Origin of the sequence: Blautia sp. MCC283 (genome assembly GCF_018785565.1) — a bacterium.
GTDB lineage: Bacteria > Bacillota > Clostridia > Lachnospirales > Lachnospiraceae > Blautia_A.
In genome coordinates this window covers 1-19,983 of record NZ_WQQB01000005.1, presented here as the reverse complement: position 1 = coordinate 19,983, position 19,983 = coordinate 1, and the positions used below count along the sequence as shown (strand labels likewise).

10 protein-coding genes and 1 riboswitch are annotated in these 19,983 nt (G+C 45.9%); of the genes, 9 read left to right on the top strand and 1 reads right to left on the bottom strand.

The genetic code is table 11. The annotated features are described in order from the left end of the window. The first annotated feature begins 455 nt into the window (after positions 1-455). The 3 genes from ileS (at position 456) to GPK81_RS01420 (ending at position 9,139) form a co-directional block, all read left to right on the top strand. Positions 456-3,620 (top strand): isoleucine--tRNA ligase, encoded by a 3,165-nt coding sequence (gene ileS, locus GPK81_RS01430; RefSeq protein ID WP_215706394.1) that lies wholly within the window; start codon positions 456-458, stop codon positions 3,618-3,620. Next, the gene (locus GPK81_RS01425; protein WP_215706393.1) at positions 3,620-6,082 is read left to right on the top strand and encodes a glycogen/starch/alpha-glucan phosphorylase; all 2,463 of its coding nucleotides are present in this window, start codon (positions 3,620-3,622) and stop codon (positions 6,080-6,082) included. Before ileS ends, GPK81_RS01425 begins: the two co-directional genes overlap by 1 nt. A gap of 321 nt (positions 6,083-6,403) precedes the next feature. Next, complete coding sequence (locus tag GPK81_RS01420; RefSeq protein ID WP_215706392.1) at positions 6,404-9,139, top strand: DUF4430 domain-containing protein; 2,736 nt, start codon at positions 6,404-6,406, stop codon at positions 9,137-9,139. 79 nt (positions 9,140-9,218) lie between these two features. On the opposite strand, the gene GPK81_RS01415 is transcribed toward GPK81_RS01420, so the two are convergent. After that, positions 9,219-10,046: a leucine-rich repeat domain-containing protein gene (locus tag GPK81_RS01415; RefSeq protein ID WP_118062212.1), complete on the bottom strand. Its 828-nt coding sequence runs from the start codon at positions 10,044-10,046 to the stop codon at positions 9,219-9,221. A 93-nt stretch (positions 10,047-10,139) separates the two neighbouring features. Then, positions 10,140-10,331, bottom strand: a riboswitch (cobalamin riboswitch). Positions 10,332-10,653: 322 nt separating this feature from the next. On the opposite strand from GPK81_RS01415, the gene GPK81_RS17815 reads away from it, so the two are divergent. Genes GPK81_RS17815 through GPK81_RS01385 form a run of 6 tightly spaced genes read left to right on the top strand, consistent with a single transcriptional unit; the run spans position 10,654 to position 19,836 of the window. Further along, positions 10,654-12,078 (top strand): DUF4430 domain-containing protein, encoded by a 1,425-nt coding sequence (locus tag GPK81_RS17815; RefSeq protein WP_021976319.1) that lies wholly within the window; start codon positions 10,654-10,656, stop codon positions 12,076-12,078. 20 nt (positions 12,079-12,098) lie between these two features. Next, positions 12,099-15,680, top strand: a complete 3,582-nt coding sequence (locus tag GPK81_RS01405) for a prenyltransferase/squalene oxidase repeat-containing protein (RefSeq protein ID WP_118070814.1) — start codon at positions 12,099-12,101, stop codon at positions 15,678-15,680. Between the two features lie 2 nt (positions 15,681-15,682). Beyond that, the gene (locus GPK81_RS01400) at positions 15,683-16,576 is read left to right on the top strand and encodes an energy-coupling factor transporter transmembrane component T (RefSeq protein WP_118070816.1); all 894 of its coding nucleotides are present in this window, start codon (positions 15,683-15,685) and stop codon (positions 16,574-16,576) included. Continuing rightward, positions 16,549-18,258, top strand: a complete 1,710-nt coding sequence (locus GPK81_RS01395) for an ABC transporter ATP-binding protein (RefSeq protein WP_215706391.1) — start codon at positions 16,549-16,551, stop codon at positions 18,256-18,258. Before GPK81_RS01400 ends, GPK81_RS01395 begins: the two co-directional genes overlap by 28 nt. Further along, positions 18,240-18,977 carry an ECF transporter S component gene (locus tag GPK81_RS01390; protein ID WP_178745735.1) on the top strand — a complete coding sequence of 246 codons (738 nt, stop codon included), beginning with the start codon at positions 18,240-18,242 and terminating at the stop codon, positions 18,975-18,977. The genes GPK81_RS01395 and GPK81_RS01390 overlap by 19 nt, the downstream gene beginning before the upstream one ends. Beyond that, entirely contained in the window at positions 18,967-19,836 is an 870-nt protein-coding gene (locus GPK81_RS01385; RefSeq protein WP_178745732.1) for an energy-coupling factor transporter transmembrane component T, read from the top strand. Before GPK81_RS01390 ends, GPK81_RS01385 begins: the two co-directional genes overlap by 11 nt. Positions 19,837-19,983: the final 147 nt, after the last annotated feature.

The following is a 19,983-nucleotide window of genomic DNA, read 5'->3' as shown; positions in this document are numbered from 1 at the left end:
AGACAGTAAGTCATATGGAAAACTGGCAGCGAACCGGGGATGGTGAGAGCCCGGGGCGAGTAAATATGATGGAATATCACTCCTGAGCTTCAGTTCTGAAGTTGGCCGGAAGCAGCCGGGGAACGATATCTGAGTTACAGATATCAGTAATTTCAAGTAAGAACTGACGGATTTCCTCCGTTACAGGGAACATATATCGGCAGATACAGTAATGTCCGCCATGGAAAGACATGGACAATAGAGTCCTCACAGGATAAGGTGCAGGGATCCGGACACAGGCCCGTATAATGTAACAGGTGGTACAGCGAATCAGACTTCGTCCTTTTACAGGATGGGGTCTTTTTTTATAAGTGCCCGAAAGAAACACTGGCACGAACAAGTATCTGTGAAGAAATAAACCGCTGCATCTTATAAATGAGACAGCAGCCAGTAATCAGACACAGGAGGTAAAAATTGTGTATCGTAAAGTTGACACGAATCTGAATTTTGTTGACCGCGAAAAAGAAGTTGAGAAATTCTGGAAAGACAATAAGATTTTTGAAAAGAGTATGGACAGCCGTAAAGAGGGCGAGACATACACATTTTATGACGGACCGCCTACCGCTAATGGTAAGCCACACATCGGACACGTTCTGACACGAGTTATCAAGGATATGATCCCGAGATACCGTACAATGAAGGGATACATGGTTCCGCGAAAAGCAGGATGGGATACTCACGGACTTCCGGTTGAGCTTGAGGTTGAGAAGAAACTTGGTCTTGACGGCAAGGAACAGATCGAGGAGTACGGAATTGAGCCATTTATCCAGCAGTGTAAAGAGAGCGTATGGAAATACAAAGGAATGTGGGAGGATTTCTCCTCTACCGTTGGTTTCTGGGCTGACATGGAGCATCCGTATGTAACATACGACAACAACTTCATCGAGTCCGAGTGGTGGGCACTGAAAGAAATCTGGGACAAAGGCCTTCTTTACAAAGGTTTCAAGATCGTTCCTTACTGCCCGCGTTGTGGAACTCCGCTTTCCGCACAGGAAGTTTCCCAGGGATACAAGACTGTTAAAGAGCGTTCTGCTATCGTTCGTTTCAAGGTTGTCGGTGAGGATGCATACTTCCTGGCATGGACAACAACACCGTGGACACTTCCATCCAACGTTGCACTTTGTGTAAACCCGGATGAGATCTACTGTAAGGTAAAAGCAGCAGATGGCTATACCTACTACATGGCAGAAGCACTTCTGGACAAGGTTCTCGGCAAGCTTGCAAAGGATGATGAGCCTGCATATGAGATTCTTGAGAAATATAAAGGAACAGACCTTGAGCGTAAGGAATATGAGCCGCTTTTTGCATGCACAGGCGAGGCAGCAGCAAAACAGCGCAAAAAAGCTCATTTCGTAACCTGTGACAACTACGTTACCATGAGCGATGGTACCGGTATCGTTCATATCGCACCTGCATTTGGTGAGGATGACAGCCGTGTCGGACGTGAGTATGACCTTCCGTTCGTACAGTTCGTAGACGGACAGGGTAACATGACCAAAGAGACACCATATGCCGGTGTATTCGTAAAGAAAGCGGACCCTATGGTTCTCACAGACCTTGACAAAGAGGGCAAGCTTTTTGACGCACCGAAATTCGAGCATGATTATCCGCACTGCTGGAGATGTGACACACCGCTTATCTACTATGCACGTGAGTCCTGGTTCATCAAGATGACAGCAGTAAAGGATGATCTGATCCGTAACAATAATACTATCAACTGGATTCCGGAGAGCATCGGTAAGGGACGTTTCGGTGACTGGCTTGAGAACGTTCAGGACTGGGGTATTTCCAGAAACCGTTACTGGGGAACACCACTGAACATCTGGCAGTGTGAGTGCGGACATATGGAATCCGTGGGAAGCCGCCAGGATCTCTATGAGAAGAGTGGTGACGAGCGTGCGAAGACCATCGAGCTTCACCGCCCATACATTGACGACATCACTATGAAGTGTCCGGATTGCGGCAAGACCATGCATCGTGTACCGGAGGTTATCGACTGCTGGTTTGATTCCGGAGCAATGCCTTTTGCACAGCATCATTATCCGTTTGAGAATAAAGACCTGTTTGAGCAGCAGTTCCCGGCAGACTTCATCTCCGAGGCTGTTGACCAGACAAGAGGATGGTTCTACTCCCTTCTTGCTGAGTCCACACTGCTTTTCAATAAGGCTCCGTATAAGAATGTAATCGTTCTGGGACATGTACAGGATGAGAACGGACAGAAGATGAGTAAGTCCAAGGGAAATGCCGTTGATCCGTTTGACGCACTGAACAAATACGGCGCAGATGCTATCCGCTGGTACTTCTACATCAACAGTGCTCCATGGCTTCCGAACCGTTTCCACGGTAAGGCAGTTGTAGAGGGACAGAGAAAGTTCATGAGCACTCTGTGGAACACTTACGCATTCTTTGTATTGTATGCGAACATTGACAATTTTGATGCGACTAAATATACTTTAAATTACGATAAGCTTCCGGTTATGGATAAATGGCTGCTCAGCAAGCTGAATACCATGGTGAAGACTGTCGATGCAGATCTTGATTCCTACAAGATTCCGGAGGCTGCAAGAGCACTTCAGGAATTTGTTGACGATATGAGTAACTGGTATGTAAGAAGAAGCCGTGAGCGTTTCTGGGCAAAGGGCATGGAGCAGGATAAGATCAATGCTTACATGACACTTTACACAGCACTGGTAACAGTTGCCAAGGCTGCAGCTCCGATGATCCCGTTCATGACAGAGGATATCTACCAGAACCTTGTAAGAAGCATTGATGCAGACGCTCCGGAGAGTATCCATCTCTGTGATTACCCGGAGGTAAACGAGGCATGGATCGACAAGGAGCTTGAGGCAAACATGGAAGAGCTTCTTGAGATCGTTGTTCTCGGACGTGCATGCAGAAATACCGCAAACATCAAGAACCGTCAGCCGATCGGAACCATGTATGTAAAAGCTGAGAAAGCTATGGATAAATTCTATACAGATATCATCGCAGATGAGCTTAACGTAAAAGAAGTGAAATTCGCAGATGATGTAGAGTCCTTCATTTCCTACAGTTTCAAGCCGCAGCTCCGTACAGTAGGACCGAAATACGGCAAGCTTCTGAACGGCATCCGTACCGCACTCTCCGAGATCGACGGAACCGCAGCAATGAAAGAGCTGAGAGATAATGGTGTTCTCGTTCTTGACATTGCCGGAAACAGAGTCGAGCTTGCAGAGGAAGACTTATTGATCGAAACAGCCCAGAGCGAGGGCTATGTGACAGAGACAGACGGTGAAACATCCGTTGTCCTTGATACAAACCTTACACCTGAACTGATCCAGGAGGGCTTTGTCCGCGAGATCATCAGCAAGGTTCAGACCATGCGTAAAGAGGCTGGTTTCGAAGTCATGGACAAGATTATTGTCTATGCAAAAGATAACGATAAGATCATGGATATCATGAAAGCAAACCAGGATGAGATCAAACGAGAAGTACTGGCAGAAAACATTGTTCTGGGAGAAGCAGAGGGTTACACCAAAGAATGGAACATCAACAAAGAGGCTGTAACACTGGGAGTATCCAAAGTACAGGAGGAAAACTAATGATTGACAAGCAGTTTGAGAAAGAGGAGTTCAAAAAAAGCGTAAAAGAAAACGTAAAATTCCTTTATCGAAAAACACTGGAAGAGGCTACACAGGAGCAGATCTTTCAGGCTGTAAGCTACACAGTAAAAGATGTGATCATTGATAACTGGCTTAAGAGCCAGAAGGCGTATGAAAAACAGGACCCGAAGATCGTATATTATATGTCCATGGAGTTCCTTATGGGCCGTGCCCTTGGAAACAACCTGATCAACCTTGGTGCATACGGCGAGGTTAAGGAGGCTCTTGAGGAGCTTGGACTTGACATTAACTGCATCGAAGACCAGGAGCCGGATCCGGCTCTTGGAAACGGTGGACTTGGAAGACTGGCAGCATGCTTCCTGGATTCCCTTGCAACACTGAACTACTGCGCATACGGCTGCGGAATCCGCTACCATTATGGTATGTTCAAGCAGGAGATCCGTGACGGTTATCAGGTAGAGGTACCGGATAACTGGCTGAAGAACGGCTATCCTTTCGAGCTCCGTCGTCCGGAGTATGCAAAAGAAGTTCATTTCGGCGGATACGTACGTGTTGAGTGGGATCCGGTGAAGAACGAGAATAAATTTATCCATGAGGGATATCAGGCAGTAAAGGCTGTTCCTTACGATATGCCGATCACAGGTTATAACAACGATGTTGTAAACACACTTCGTATCTGGGACGCAGAGCCGATCGTAGACTTTAACCTGGACTCCTTCGACAAAGGTGATTACCACAACGCAGTTGAGCAGGAGAATCTTGCACGTACCATCGTTGAGGTACTTTACCCGAATGATAATCATATGGCAGGTAAAGAGCTTCGTCTGAAACAGCAGTACTTCTTTGTATCTGCCAGCCTTCAGGCAGCCATTGCCAAATATAAGAAAACTCATGATGATATCACAAAACTTCATGAGAAGGTTGTATTCCAGATGAACGATACTCATCCGACTGTTGCAGTAGCAGAGCTGATGCGTATCCTCATTGATGAGGAAGGTCTTGGCTGGGATCAGGCATGGGATATCACAACCAAATGCTGTGCATACACCAACCACACCATTATGTCCGAGGCACTTGAGAAATGGCCGATCGAGCTGTTCTCCAGATTGCTTCCGCGTGTATACCAGATCGTTGAGGAGATCAACCGTCGTTTCATTCTTGAGATCCAGCAGAAATATCCTGGAAACTACGAGAAGGTTAAGAAGATGGCGATCATCTATGACGGACAGGTTAAGATGGCTCATCTTGCTATCGTTGCAGGCTACTCTGTAAACGGTGTTGCACGCCTTCATACCGAGATTCTGAAGAATCAGGAGCTGAAAGATTTCTATGAGATGATGCCTGAGAAGTTCAACAACAAGACAAACGGTATCACACAGAGACGTTTCCTGGCTCATGGAAACCCGCTTCTGGCTGACTGGGTAACAGACAAGATCGGACCGGACTGGATCACAGATCTTTCCCAGATCTCCAAACTGAAAGTTTACGCAGATGATGACAAAGCTCTTCAGGAGTTCATGACTATTAAGTTCAAGAACAAAGAGCGTCTTGCAAAATATATCCTGGAGCACAATGGTGTTGAGGTTGATCCGCACTCCATCTTTGATATCCAGGTTAAGAGACTTCATGAGTACAAACGTCAGCTTCTGAACATCCTTCATGTGATCTATCTGTACAACCAGATCAAGGCACATCCGGAGATGGATTTCTATCCGAGAACATTTATTTTCGGCGCAAAGGCTTCTGCAGCTTACGCACGTGCAAAGAAGATCATCAAGCTGATCAACTGTGTGGCAGATGTTGTAAACAATGATGCTTCCATCAACGGTAAGCTGAAGGTTGTATTCATCGAGAACTACCGTGTATCCAACGCTGAGATCATTTTTGCGGCAGCAGATGTTTCCGAGCAGATCTCCACAGCAAGTAAAGAGGCTTCCGGTACAGGTAACATGAAATTCATGCTGAACGGTGCTCCGACACTTGGAACCATGGATGGTGCTAACGTTGAGATCGTACAGGAGGTTGGCGAGGAGAATGCATTTATCTTCGGTATGAGCTCCGACCAGATCATCAACTATGAGAACAACGGCGGTTACGATCCGGACTTCATCTACAACACAGATCCGGAGATCCGTCAGGTACTGATGCAGCTGATCAACGGAACCTTCTCCAGCGATACAGAGATGTTCCGTGACATCTACAATTCACTTCTCGACAAACGCAACATGCCGAGACCTGACCAGTACTTCATCCTTGGCGACTTCCGTTCCTATGCAGAGGCACAGAAACGTGTTGAGGCAGCATACAAAGATGAGAAACGCTGGGCGAAGATGGCACTTCTGAACACAGCATGCAGCGGTAAGTTCACATCCGACAGAACCATTCAGGAGTATGTAGATGATATCTGGCACCTGGATAAGGTTATCGTAAAAGAGAACTAAAAAACATTTGATTTGACAACACCTGACTTCATTTGTATAATGAAGTCAGGTGAATAATTGAATGAAAGGAAGCTTTCAGGCGAACAGGTGAGATTCCTGTACAGGAAAATGCGTTGTCGTACAGTCGGCGGGCCGGAGCTTTTTTTAAAAAGATAGTGACTACAGAAGTCAGTTTGCGCATAAAGAACGTCTATCAGGTAACAGAAATCCCGTAAGGGACTTTTTCTGTTACCTTTTTTGTTGCCCTCGTGGCATCATGATCTTTCAATTAAAACAGCAAAAAAGAAAGCTGTCACCGAAAAATCAAAAGGAGGAAAGGTTATGAAACGCAAAAAAATTCTCAGTATTCTTCTTGCAAGTGCTATGATCGGCACTGCTCCGGCATCTGCCTGGGCCGCTGATTTCACAGACACAAATGTGGTTGACGCAGAAGAAGTAACAGAGGAAGCTACAGAGGAGGACGTTCCGGAACAGCAGGAGGATGACGCAGAAAGCATTGATCTGGAAGCAGATGACGCAGAAGATCTTTCACAGGATGAAGACGCAGCAGCTGTTTCCACACAGGAGAGCGAAGATCCGTTTTCCGCAGGAGAGGCTGTAGCAGCATTTGCAGATGGTGAGGAAAGCGGAGATCTGACACTGGCAGGAACCGGTACAGAGGCAGATCCGTACCTGGTTACATCCACAGCTGACATTCAGGCAGTTGCAGATTATGTAAACAACGGAAAAGGTACTTTTGCAAACCAGTATCTGAAATTTACAGAGGATATCACACTTCCGGAAGGATGGACTCCGATTGGAATAAAAACATCCAAATTCCAGGGAAATCTGGACGGAGACAACCATCTGCTGACAGTACCGAAAGGGGAGAAATGTCTTCTTGGTTATGTAGCAGATTCTACTCTGAAAAATCTGAATATCTATGGAGAGCAGATCGCGTCTGACGGTGTTGTCTGTAATTATGAGGTTGATTACAGTTCCAGAAACCCGATCAAGATCGACAATGTAACTTTAAAAGCAGGAACACAGACTTTGAAATCCGGATTTATCGGAGGATATGCATCCGGACAGAACCAGATCACCATCACCAACAGTACTGTAGAAAAAGGTGTTGTGATCGGATATGACAAAGCACAGTCCAATATCGGTTCCTTTGGTGGTGACTTCAACGGAACTATCGAGAACTGCGTAAGTTACGCAGATGTCTACGGAACAAAATACGTAGGCGGTATCAGCGGAAACAAAGGTCAGTCTATGGGAACCTATGCACTGAAAAACTGTAAGTTCTACGGAACCGTAACTGCAAGCGGAAATTACGCAGGTGGTATTTCCGGCGGCGGATACGGCGGAACACGGTGGGGTGAATCTTCTGCGCCGAACACACCAGGTGTAACGATTCAGGACTGCTATTCCAACGGAACGATCACAGGAAATGACTATGTAGGTGGTATCCTTGGTTCTGAGACCGGTATGGTACAGTGCTGGGACAACGGTATCCAGTATATTCAGAACAACTCCTTTGAGGGAACGGTAAGCGCAACAAACGGAACACGTGTCGGCGGTGTGATCGGTTACATCAAAGGTATTGATAAATACAACATCATCGAGAACAATGAGTATACCTGTAAAGATGTAAAAGGAATCGGAGCGATCGATTTCGTTGATACAAATTATGCAAATCCCACACCTGTGGAAGGCGTAACTTATTACAATTCAGAAAACGGAAGACCAAGTATTTCCGGTGCAACGAAAGCACAGCATAACCGTACCGATGATCCTCTCGGTGCAGATGCAGATAAGCTTACCAAACTGGTAGTGCCGAAGATCAAAGTTTCCCTTACGATCTTAGGTGACCAGGTTCACGACAGTGATAAAGATCATCAGTATCATACCTACTATGCAGGAAATCTGGAGACCTGGCTGGAGCAGAGTGAGTATACCGTTGTAGAAGGCTCTACGGCAAAAGATGTCATTGACGCAGCATTACTTGCCAACAACATGACATGCGAGAATCCATCCGGAAACTACATTGCGTCCATCACAAAAGGTGATGTTACACTTGGCGAGTTTACAAACGGAAAATACAGCGGATGGATGTATACATTAAACGGCTCTTATCCGGATCTTGGAGTTTCCGAGCAGGAAGTAAAGAACAATGACCAGATCGTTCTTCATTACACAGACTACTATCCGGAAGAAGAGAATCATGTCTGGGAGACAGCATGGACATTTGACAAAAACGCCCACTGGCATGAATGTGCAAATTCCAAAAACGAAAATTCCTGGTGCAACATCTCCAGCAATGAGAGAAAGAACGGATATGCAGCACATACCTATGACAAAGGTAAAGTAACAAAAGCAGCTACCTGTACAACAGCAGGTGTGAAAACATATACCTGTACAGTCTGCGGCGCAACAAAGACAGTAAGTATCCCGAAGACAAGACATACTTACACCTGGAAAACAACAACAAAAGCAACCGTATTCAAACCGGCAGTACAGACAAAAGTCTGCTCCAAATGCGGTTATAAAACAAAGACAACCAGACCTTACGGCAAAAAACTGACTCCAACCCTGAAACTGAACGCAACAAAGATCACTCTGAAAGTAAATCAGTCCACATCCAGAGTGAAAGTAACAGGACTTGCCAACGGTGATGCTGTAAAGGCATGGGGAACTACCAACAAAAAAATCGTAACTGTAAGCAGCAAAGGTGTGATCAAAGCCGGAAAAACAGCTGGTACAGCAAAAGTTTCCGTAACCTTAAAGAGCGGAAAGAAAGCTTATATCACAGTAACTGTTCAGAAATCTACAGTAAAAACAACAAAGATCACAGGTGTAAAATCTGCCCTTACTCTGAAAAAAGGAGCAAAGACAACCCTGAAACCGGTACGTACACCGTTCACATCCGGTGAGAAGATTACTTACACTTCTTCCAATAAGAACGTGGCAACCGTAAGCAGCACAGGTGTGATCACAGCAAAAAAAGCAGGAACAGCAGTGATCACCGTAAAGAGCGGAAGCAAAAAAGTAACATGCAAGGTAACAGTTAAATAAAGCTGTTATCCCCTGAAAAATAAAAGCGGCATTTTTTCACAGAATGAAATGTGAAAAAATGCCGCTTTTGATCATTTGATCATAAATATTCAACTTTAAAATCAAATTCCTTACAATACTCATCTACTTTGGAACCTTTATAACACCGGATGGTACAGGCACGGTTGATGATCCATGGCCCGATAAAATCGGGATCGTGTCGGATCTCCAGATATTTCATACGGTTACATCCGTGGAATACCCATTTGCCGATATAATGGATATTTGTGGGAAGACAGACATAAGTAAGATTCATACACTTAAAAAATGCGCTTTCGTCCAAAAATTCCAGGGACTGGGGAAGATGAAGTTCTTCTATGGCACAAAAATAAAAAGCCTCTTTTCCGATACGTTTCAGACCTTCCGGGAAATCCACGGAACGGAGATTTTTACAGCGGTAAAAAGCACGGTCCTCGATGAGGGTAAGTGCGGAAGACAGCTGAAGGGATTCCAGGGAGGTACACTGTGAAAAAGCTTCGGAGCGGATCCGGGAAATCTGTGAATCATGGGGAAAGATCACACATCCAAGCTTTCGGTTCTCCTGAAAGGCGGCTCTCGGGATAGAAGAAAGTGCCTGAGGAAGAATGACTTTTTTCAGGGAATTACATTGAGAAAATACGTTGGATCCCATATTTTCCACCTGGGTGGGAAGCAATACTTCTTTCAGAAGAGTGCAGCCCTGAAAGGTTCTGGCGCCGATATTTTTAAGCGTGTCCGGAAAACAGACAGAGGAGATCTTGGTCTTTTTCTGAAAAGCTTCCGACGCGATATATTCAATTGGCGCAGGGATCTTTACATTTGAGGAAAGATAGTTTCTTGCGTTGTTTTTGGAAATGACACGACTGGATCTGTAATAAGTACCTGACATAAAAAAGTCTCCTTTAACATAAAAAAAGACACCGCATCACAGGCAGATACGATGTCAAAAAAGAATTCTCCATTTATTTATCATACGTGTAATAGCCGGCAGTATTTCCAAGCAGATCTCCTGACTTATGCAGTCACGTTTATCCCCTTCTCATACGATAAAGTACAATGGTTCACGGATAAACTAAGCAAATACAGTAGCACGTCTGTTGAGGATTCTCACCTTATTCCCTTTTAATCCGGTTTTCTGCAGGAAAAAACCGGAACTTGAAAACGTCTATATTTAATATTTTTGGGTGTCTGATTATTATATCACAGAAAAAGGACAGATACAATTGTTTTCCGGGTTTTCGTTTGACAGACAAGAGGAAATAAACTATAATTTCAGTATAAAATTTCATAGAAAAGAAAGACGTGCAAACAGGTGTGATTCCTGTACATGTAAGTGCGATGCCGTACAGTCGGCGGGCGGTTTTTCTTTCATGTAAGGTAGAAGCATTGGTTTGCGCATAGGAACATCTATCAGGTAATGGAATCCCCTTGGAAAAGAGGGATTATTTTCCGTTACCTTTTTTGTTGCTTTTTTTGTGCAGAGAAAAGGAGGAAGAATGGAAAGTAAGAGGAAAAAGACGCTGTTTAATGTGATCATGGTAGTACTGATCCTGGTCATTGCCGGATGCGGAGTGATGGCAGTGGGAAATCTGAAAGGATGGTTTGATAAAGGATCGGACAGCGTTCTTATGACAAAGAACGTAAAAGGTGTGGCCAATATTCAGAGAAACGGTGTGGGCTACGGCCTGGAAAAAAATGTGGCATTGAGAGCCGGAGATATTCTTGAGACGAAGAACGGAACCACAGCGGAGCTTTCAGCCGGAGAAAACAATACACTTTCACTTAACGCAAATACGAAACTTACTGCGGAATCCGTAGAAAAAAACAATTTGAAACTTACTGCGGATCAGGGAGAGGTTTTTGCGGATCTTACGGATTCTGTGGGAAAAGCAGAGATCGCTCTTGATGAAAATACGCTTACCTTTGAGACAGGAGTCTTTTCCGTAAGCGCACAGTCCGGAAGCGGCGCTGTGTATGTATTTAAGGATGAAGTGGAACTGGCCGGAGCGGACGGAAAAACCACAACCGTAACAGCCGGCGAAAGTGCTCAGATGACAAAAAGTGAGGACGGAAGCTGGAAAGTAGAAACAAGTAAGATCTCAGCAGGAGCATTAAATGAATATATGATCCAGCAGCTGCTGGGATGCGCAGATAAAGACAGTTTATGTTTTACACCGGAGGAACTTCAGAAAGTTCTGGATGACAGAGCCGCAGAGAAGAAAGCAGCTCTTGAGAAGAGTTTAAATTCTACAAACAAGATTCCGAAGACTTCAGAAAAATCGGATGATAAAAAGTCTGCAGATGGATCTGCGAAACAGAATTCCGATACAACAGACGGAAATACCGCAGACACTGCAGGCAGCGGAGAGAACACAACACAGGAATACACACCGGATGCTTCTCAGGATGAGACGGATTCTTCCGGAGAAGACACCGCAGGCAGTGATGGAGATGTATCCGATGACGGCAGTTCTGATGATGGTTCCGGTGACGGGGATTCTCAGGATACTAAGCAGTGTACCATCACGATCCTCTGCGATACCATCCTTAATAATATGGACAATCTGACAGCCGGAAAAGAAGCTTATGTGCCGGCAAACGGAGTGATCCTGGATACCAGTACCGTAGAGTTTACAGAGGGAGAAACCGTTTTTGAAGTACTTCAGAGAGTTTGTGAGTACGCCGGAATCCAGCTGGAATATTCCTGGACGCCTATGTATGACAGTTACTATATTCAGGGAATCAACAACCTGTATGAATTTGACTGTGGAGCACAGTCCGGATGGATGTATAAAGTAAACGGATGGTTCCCGAATTACGGATGTTCCAAGTACACACTGGAGGACGGAGACGACATTGTGTGGTGCTTTACCTGCAATGGTCTTGGCGCGGATGTCGGTGCGGAATATAACGGTGAGTGACAGCAAAGGGAGTAAAAGATATGCAGAGAAAAAAATTTCTGGCACTGATGCTGACGGCTGCTCTTGTGGGGCAGCCGGGAGCTCCTGTTTCAATTATGGCGGCAGAAACAGACGAAAGTTCCGATTTCGGATCGTTTGGATCAGAAGCTTCTGACACAGCAGAAAAAAAATTGCCGGTGATCACGGAGGACCTGTCGGAGGAGACCATTACATATGATCTCAATGAAAAGGCAGAGCCTTTAAAGGTTCAGACGGAAGAATCCGGCAAGCTGAAATATCTGTGGCTGAAAAGTGATGACAACGAGAATTTTTACAAAATAGAAAAGTCCGACAGCCAGGAAAAGACAAAAGAAGAACAGACCGGGGAACAGCAGGGGGAAAACAGCCAGCCGGAGTATGAAGATACACAGGAGTATACACCGGCTACAGATACAGCCGGAACCTTCTACTACAAAGTCCGGATCTGGAATTCAGAAGAAACAGACGAAAACGCTTACGTAGAAAGTAAGACTGTCTGTCTTCAGGTGTTAGATCCGTCCGCTGAAGACCATAGTGGATCGGATGCTACAGATGGGAAAAAGGACGGAGAGCAGAAGGATCCGGCAGCATTGGATAAAGAAGATCCGGCTGCAGATCATACATCAGGTGATACCGCAGAAAATTCGGGGAACGAAAAAGATGCGGATCCGGACGGCGAAAATTCCGGAAGTGAAGACAGTGGAAATGCGGCTGATGACGGGAAAGATTCCGGCAATGAAGCTGGTGAGAACACCGGTAACGAAGAGGACAATACCGGAGAATCTGGTGGTGAGAACATCGGAGATGAAGATCCTGCCGCTGAAGATACCGATAAAAAAGACACGGATATCGCCGAAAACGATTCCGAGAATCATCTTCCCAAACGTCAGGAAGACATCCCGGAAAGTGAAACTTACGAAACCGAAGGTTACTGGAACGTCTCTCTCAGTGAGATCTTTCAGGATCCGGACGGAGATGATCTGACCTATTACGAAAAAGGAGAAAGAGATGAGGACTGGACTCCTGTAGACGGAGATTCTTACCTTTGTCACCTGGAAGAAAATCAGGAGACCTATCTTTTTACTGCAAAGGATCAGGAAGGTTACGGAGATGTTTATGCCGTAACTCTGAAAAAGAAAGACGCGGCGGAACTGGAAGTATCAGAAGCACAGAAGGCTCAGGAGAAATCCGCGGCAAAGGATACGGAAGAGGAACTTTTCTCATCCGGAGACGCAGAGGCAGCTTCTGCTTCCAATACGGCAAGTTTTAATACCATTTATAAAGAAACCGGAGAACATCTGGCATTCATGGCAGAAAAAAGCGCACCTGTAAACGGAACGCTGTGCGGTGAATGGATGGTGATCGGCCTTATGCGAAGCGGCCAGCCTGTGGACGCATCGGTTTACAGCCGTTATAAATCCAATCTTGTGGATGTGGTGAAACAGAAAAAAGGTGTACTCCATGATAAAAAATATACGGAATATTCCAGGGCAGTTCTGGCGCTTACAGCCATTGGAGAAGATGTTACCGATGTAGGAGGATACAATCTTCTGCAGCCGCTGTCCGATTTCGACCAGACAGTATGGCAGGGAGTTAACGGAACGATATGGGCTCTGATCGCCTTTGACAGCCATGATTATGAGATCCCGAAAGCAGCGGTCGGAAAAACGCAGACAACCAGGGAAAAACTGATCAACAACATTCTGTCGCAGGAAGTATCCGGCGGCGGATGGAGCATCATGGGCGGAGCAGACAGTGACGTGACAGGAATGGCACTGCAGGCTCTGGCACCATATTATAAGAGTAATTCTTCCGTAAAAGCGGCAGTAGACAGAGCGCTGAAAAAACTTTCCTCTATGCAGCTTTCGGACGGAACTTTCGGAACTATGGGACACAGCACCTCCGAGAGCTGTTCCCAGGTAGTGACCGGACTTTCGGCACTTGGTATCGACTGTGATAAGGATTCCCGCTTTATCAAAAACGGAAAGTCCCTTCTTCAGGGATTATTAAGTTACTACGACGGAAAAGAGGGATTTCTTCATGTTGCCGGAAATGGCTATGACCAGATGGCAACGGAACAGGCATACTACGCAATGACTGCATACAGCCGAATGAAAAACGGGAAAAATTCCCTTTATGATATGACCGATGTGGCGATCAAATCAGACAAGGAAAAAGCGGCAGAAGTGACGAAACTGATCGAGGCACTTCCGTCAAAGATCACCATGAGTAATTTCCAGAAAGTGATCACTGCATATGCCGCATACAATGGACTGAATTCCACACAGAAAGCGGTTATCTCCAAGACAAATAAGGATAAGCTTCTCAAAGCCTATGCGGAGGCTCAGGATGTGGAAGTGAAGTATGTGGAAGGTCTGATCTCAAAGATCGGAAAAGTAACATTGTCCAGTGAAGAAAAGATTACAGATGCAAAAACAGCCTATAATTCCCTTTCTTCCGCTCAGAAAAAGAAGGTTACAAACTATTCTGTTCTGACAGCAGCGGAGAAGGCACTGCAGCAGTTAAAAAAAGCAACAGAACCCACACCTACCACAAAACCATCCGGCCCGTCAGGAAAACCGGGTTCCAAGGTAAATCTGGTAACACCGAAACCAACGGCAACTCCCGGGGCAGCGAATCCGTCCAAAACAAAATCTGCCGGAGGTTCCACCAAATCAGCAACTGTAGGAAGCGGCAGCAAATCCTCTTCCAAAACAGGAAGCAGCAAATCTTCCGCCAAGAAGAGCACTGCAAGTACCAAAAAAGCAAATTCCAATAAAACAGATTCCAAGACGTCTGCAGCCGAAACAAAAGCAACTGAGACAACGGCATCCAAAAAAGTTGTCAGCGAAATGAAGACGTTTTTCGACAAAAAGAGAAAAGATCCGTATCCGTCAAAGATTGATGATTATTCCGAAAAGCAGATCAAAGAACTTGGAAAAACCTGGAAAAATTATGAGAAACTTTCCGAAGGGGAAAAGAAAGCAGTTCAGGAAGAGAAAACCTATCAATCCTTCCAAAAGCTTCTTACCGCTCTTGGTGAAAAATATCATTTTGACCAGGCTACCGGAACGAATCTGGATGACAACAAGGATGAGGCATTACCGTGGTATGTCCAAATGGTGGTAAATCCAAAGATCGCAGACGAAAGCGAAGTGGAGACCATCCAGAAAGTCCTGGGCAAAAAATCCGAGGTACTTTCCCTGAATGAAATTCATTTTGTAGATACCCTTACCGGGGATGACTGGAAGCCGAAGGACATTTTGAAGGTGCAGCTTCCAATGGCAGATCTGGGCGATTATAAGAGCTGTATGATCGTACATATCACAGATAAGGGAAAAGTGGAATTCCTGAAAGGAAAGATATCAGACAGCTATATTTCCTTTGACGCGGCAGAATTTTCTTCTTACGGAATCGTAGGATTTATGGGAGATTCCGACGAGATACTTTCCGGGCAGGAAAAGAAGAAACCGGTATGGCCGTGGATCGCAGCCGGCGGAGCAGCGCTGATCCTGGTAGTGATCCTGGGCGGTGTACAGATCGCGGACAGCCGCAGAAAAAAGAAGGATAAAGGTGAAAAATAAAAATGAATGAAAAAAAAGATACTTTTTCCACCTTTCATCCGGTAATCAATTTTACCTTTTATATTGGCGCGTTTTTGCTGGGGATGATGCTGATCCATCCGGTTTTTCTGGCAGTTTCGGCAATCACAGCAGCGGCTTTTTACATTACCGTAAAAGGAAGAAAGGCGAAGAGTTTTCTGTTTGGAATGATTCCGCTTTTTCTCATGCTGTCCTTTATCAATCCTTTGTTTAACACCTACGGAGACAGGGTTCTTTTTACCTGGTGGAACGACCGGCCCTACACGCTGGAGGCACTTGCGTACGGAACAAGCCTTGCTGCGATGGTAGTGACCATTCTTTTATGGTTTGCTTCCTACAGTTTTGTGATGACCAGCGATAAGTTCCTGTACCTGTTTGGAAAAGCAGCTCCATCGGTTTCGCTGGTGCTGACGATGATCCTGCGTCTTCTGCCTAACTACGAAAAAAAGATCGCGCAGATCGGCAATGCAAGAAAAAGCATCGGCATGTCCGCAGAGAATGGAACCACAAAAGAAAAAGCAGAGCATGGACTGACCATCGTATCCGCGATGACCTCCTGGGCTCTGGAAGGCGGCATCATCATGGCAGACAGTATGCGCAGCCGTGGGTTTGGTACCGGGAAAAGAACGACATTTTCCCTGTACCGTTTTGAAAAAAGAGATAAGATCCTGCTGGCGATCATGGCGGGTTTTCTTGCCATTGTGATCTTCTGCTGTATCATGGGCGGCAGCAGCGCGCAGTACACACCGGAATTTCTGGTGGCAATGAGCCCATATACCGTTGTAGGAGCAGTTGCCTACGGAGCGTTTCTGGCTCTTCCTACAGCAGTTAATATTACGGAGGAAATCATATGGCACATTTTGAGATCAAAGATCTGAGCTTCTATTATCCTACAGAAAAAAAGAAGCCGGCTCTTTCCCATATTAACTTAAAGATCGAGAGAGGCCAGTATGTCACAGTCTGCGGAAAAAGCGGCAGTGGCAAGACCACACTCTTAAGACATCTGAAAAGCGTACTTGCGCCTCACGGAAAAACAGAGGGCGAGATATTTTTTGAAGGAAAACCTCTGAAAGATGCGGATCTTCGGACCCAGTCGTCCAGAATTGGGTACGTTATGCAGAATCCGGATAACCAGATTGTCACAGACAAGGTGTGGCATGAGCTGGCATTTGGGCTGGAGAGTCTTGGCATGGATCAGAAGACCATCCGTCTCCGTGTGGCGGAAATGGCCAGCTATTTCGGCATCCAGGGCTGGTTCCACAAGAATGTAACAGAGCTTTCCGGTGGCCAGAAACAGCTTCTGAACCTGGCTTCCATCATGGCCATGCAGCCAAGCGTACTGATCCTGGACGAGCCCACCAGCCAGCTGGACCCTATCGCGGCAACGGATTTCCTGAACACAGTCCGCAAGATCAACCGGGAGCTGCGGACCACCATCATCATTACCGAGCACAGGCTGGAAGACATTTTTTATGCCTCAGATAAAGTCGTTGTGATTGAAGACGGAAAAGTGATCGCGGACGATGAACCACGTAAGATCGGAGAATTTCTCCGTGAGGGCAATAACCGGATGTTTGCCGCAATGCCCACACCTGTACAGATCTTTTACGGGGTAAAAAATTCTTACATCAGCGAGGACGGGACCACAGTACCGGAATTTCAGAAATGTCCGCTGACAGTCCGTGAAGGCGGCGACTGGCTCAGCAGGATTTTTAAAGACAAAACACCGGAATATACCACAGTACCTGAAAAGATCACCACAGATCCGGACAATGTAAAAGACCCTGCCGTTCTGGTAAAAGAAGTCTGGTTCCGCTATGAGAAGGACACCCCGGATGTTCTCAAAGGGATCACATTCCAGGTTCCGGAAAACACGCTGTTCGCCATTGTAGGCGGTAACGGAACCGGTAAATCTACCACTCTGAAGGCGATTTCCAACATCTGTAAACCATACCGTGGAAAGATCTGTATCCAGGGAAAACCGGTAAACAAATATAAATCCGGAGAGCTTTTTGACGGTCTGCTGGCTATGCTGCCACAGGATCCCCAGAGCCTTTTCGTAAAGAAAACCGTGAGGGAAGATCTGGAAGAAATGCTCCACGGAAAAGAAGAGGAAAAAAAGAAAAAGATCGAAGAAGTTGCAGAAATCTGCGATATTTCCGGGCTTCTGGAACATCATCCCTACGACCTTTCCGGTGGTGAGCAGCAGAGGGCGGCCCTTGCAAAAGTACTTCTCACCAACCCGAAGATCCTGCTTCTGGATGAGCCCACCAAAGGAATCGACAATTTCTTCAAGCTGGAATTTGCCCGGATCCTGGACCGGCTGAAAAGCCAGGGCGTGACGATCATCATGGTTTCCCATGACGTGGAGTTCTGTGCCAGATATGCAGATCTTGTGAGCATGTTTTTTGACGGAAGCATTATTACAACCAATACGCCGAACCGCTTTTTCTCACAGAACAGCTTTTACACAACGGCAGCCAACCGCATGAGCCGCCATGTATTTGAAAATGCCATTACAAACGAGGATGTGATCGAATTATGCAAAAAGAATCTGTAAAATATTTCAGCGCAAAAAGAATTATAAGTTATTTAATGATCCTGATCCTGATACCGGCCACCCTGATCTTGTTCTGGCATTTCGGGGACCGGAAATATTATCTCTGCAGCCTGCTTCTGATCATTTATTCCATGATCCCGTTTTTCTTAAGCTTTGAGAAGCGGAAGCCACAGGCCAGAGAGCTTGTTTCCATTGCGGTGATGTGTGCCATTGCAGTTGTTTCCAGGGCCGCATTTATGATGCTGCCACATTTTAAGCCCATGCTTGGGATCATTATGATAACAGGAATGGCATTCGGGGCAGAAGCCGGTTTCCTTACCGGTGCCCTGGGCGCTTTTGTCAGCAACTTTCTGTTCGGACAGGGTCCGTGGACTCCATGGCAGATGTTCGGATACGGCATCGGCGGACTTCTGGCAGGACTGCTTGCCCGCAAAGGGATCATGACAGAGAAAAAACGCGTCCGTACAGCAGTGATCGGTTTTCTGATCATTCTCTGCATTGTGGGACCGATTCTGGATACCTGCACCGTATTCACCATGAACAGTGTGATCACGGCGGCATCCGCAGGGGCGATCTATCTGTCAGGACTTCCGGTAAACATTGTCCACGGGACAGCGACAGCACTGACTCTTTTAATCTTATGCAAACCACTTATGGAGAAGCTGGAGCGTATCCGTATCAAATATGGAATGATGGGTGAGGACGAAGATGAGATTTGACAGTTACCATCCGGTGATAAACCTGATATATTTTGTGTCGGCCATTGCATTTACCATATGGTTCCACCATCCGGTGTTCCTGGTGATCTCCTATGTGTCGGCATTCCTGTATTCTGTGAAGCTTAACGGCAAAAAAGCTCTGATCTTTAACCTGTGCCTGATTCCGCTGGCCGTATTGTTTGCCCTGTATTACGCTTCTTATCATCATTTCGGTATCACCAATCTGAGAAAGAATTTCATTGGAAATGAGATCACCCTGGAATCGCTGGTGTATGGACTGATGCTTGGTGTGACTGTGGCAGCGGTGATCATGTTTTTTTCCTGCATGTTTGCGGTGGTTTCTTCAGATAAAGTTGTATATCTTTTTGGAAGAATCTCACCGAGGCTTTCACTGTTTCTGTCGATTCTCCTGCGCAGCGTGCCAAGGATCAAAGAGAGAGGACGCAAGATTGAAATTTCCAGAGAAGGGATCGGCAAAGGCGTGCGCCAGGGAAATATCCTGCAGAGATTTTTACACGGGATCAGCCTGATCTCCATTGTGATCACCTGGACTCTGGAAGATTTTGTGGACAGCAGCGTTTCCATGAAAAGCCGCGGATATTCGCTGAAAGGCCGAACTGCTTTTTCCATTTACAGATTTGACAACAGGGACCGGAGTTTCGTTGTGATGATCTTTCTCTGCCTGACTGTGGTAGCCTGTGGGATACTGCTGGATCAGACAGAGATCATATATAATCCGGAGATCATCATGAACCGTATCACACCGCTTTCGGCAGTGTTCTATGGGGCTTATGGAGTATTGCTTCTGCTTCCCATGGGACTGCAGGTTGCAGGAGAGATCCGCTTTCGCAGACGGTAAAAGTACAGTAAAAAAGTACAGTAAAAGTTTCCACGACAAACGCATGAGTAAATAAATTGTGAACACCCCCCTTTTCTAGTAAAATAAAAGAAAAAGGGGTGTTATTTATGCAGGAATTATTAGAGTGGATGGAATACATTGAAGATA

Bases quoted from the DNA above. Each gene is read 5' to 3' on its own strand.
- GPK81_RS01425 (WP_215706393.1), top strand. From the start codon at position 3,620: ATGATTGACAAGCAGTTTGAGAAAGAGGAGTTCAAAAAAAGCGTAAAA.
- GPK81_RS01420 (WP_215706392.1), top strand. From the start codon at position 6,404: ATGAAACGCAAAAAAATTCTCAGTATTCTTCTTGCAAGTGCTATGATC.
- GPK81_RS01415 (WP_118062212.1), bottom strand. From the start codon at position 10,046: ATGTCAGGTACTTATTACAGATCCAGTCGTGTCATTTCCAAAAACAAC.
- GPK81_RS17815 (WP_021976319.1), top strand. From the start codon at position 10,654: ATGGAAAGTAAGAGGAAAAAGACGCTGTTTAATGTGATCATGGTAGTA.
- GPK81_RS01405 (WP_118070814.1), top strand. From the start codon at position 12,099: ATGCAGAGAAAAAAATTTCTGGCACTGATGCTGACGGCTGCTCTTGTG.
- GPK81_RS01400 (WP_118070816.1), top strand. From the start codon at position 15,683: ATGAATGAAAAAAAAGATACTTTTTCCACCTTTCATCCGGTAATCAAT.
- GPK81_RS01395 (WP_215706391.1), top strand. From the start codon at position 16,549: ATGGCACATTTTGAGATCAAAGATCTGAGCTTCTATTATCCTACAGAA.
- GPK81_RS01390 (WP_178745735.1), top strand. From the start codon at position 18,240: ATGCAAAAAGAATCTGTAAAATATTTCAGCGCAAAAAGAATTATAAGT.
- GPK81_RS01385 (WP_178745732.1), top strand. From the start codon at position 18,967: ATGAGATTTGACAGTTACCATCCGGTGATAAACCTGATATATTTTGTG.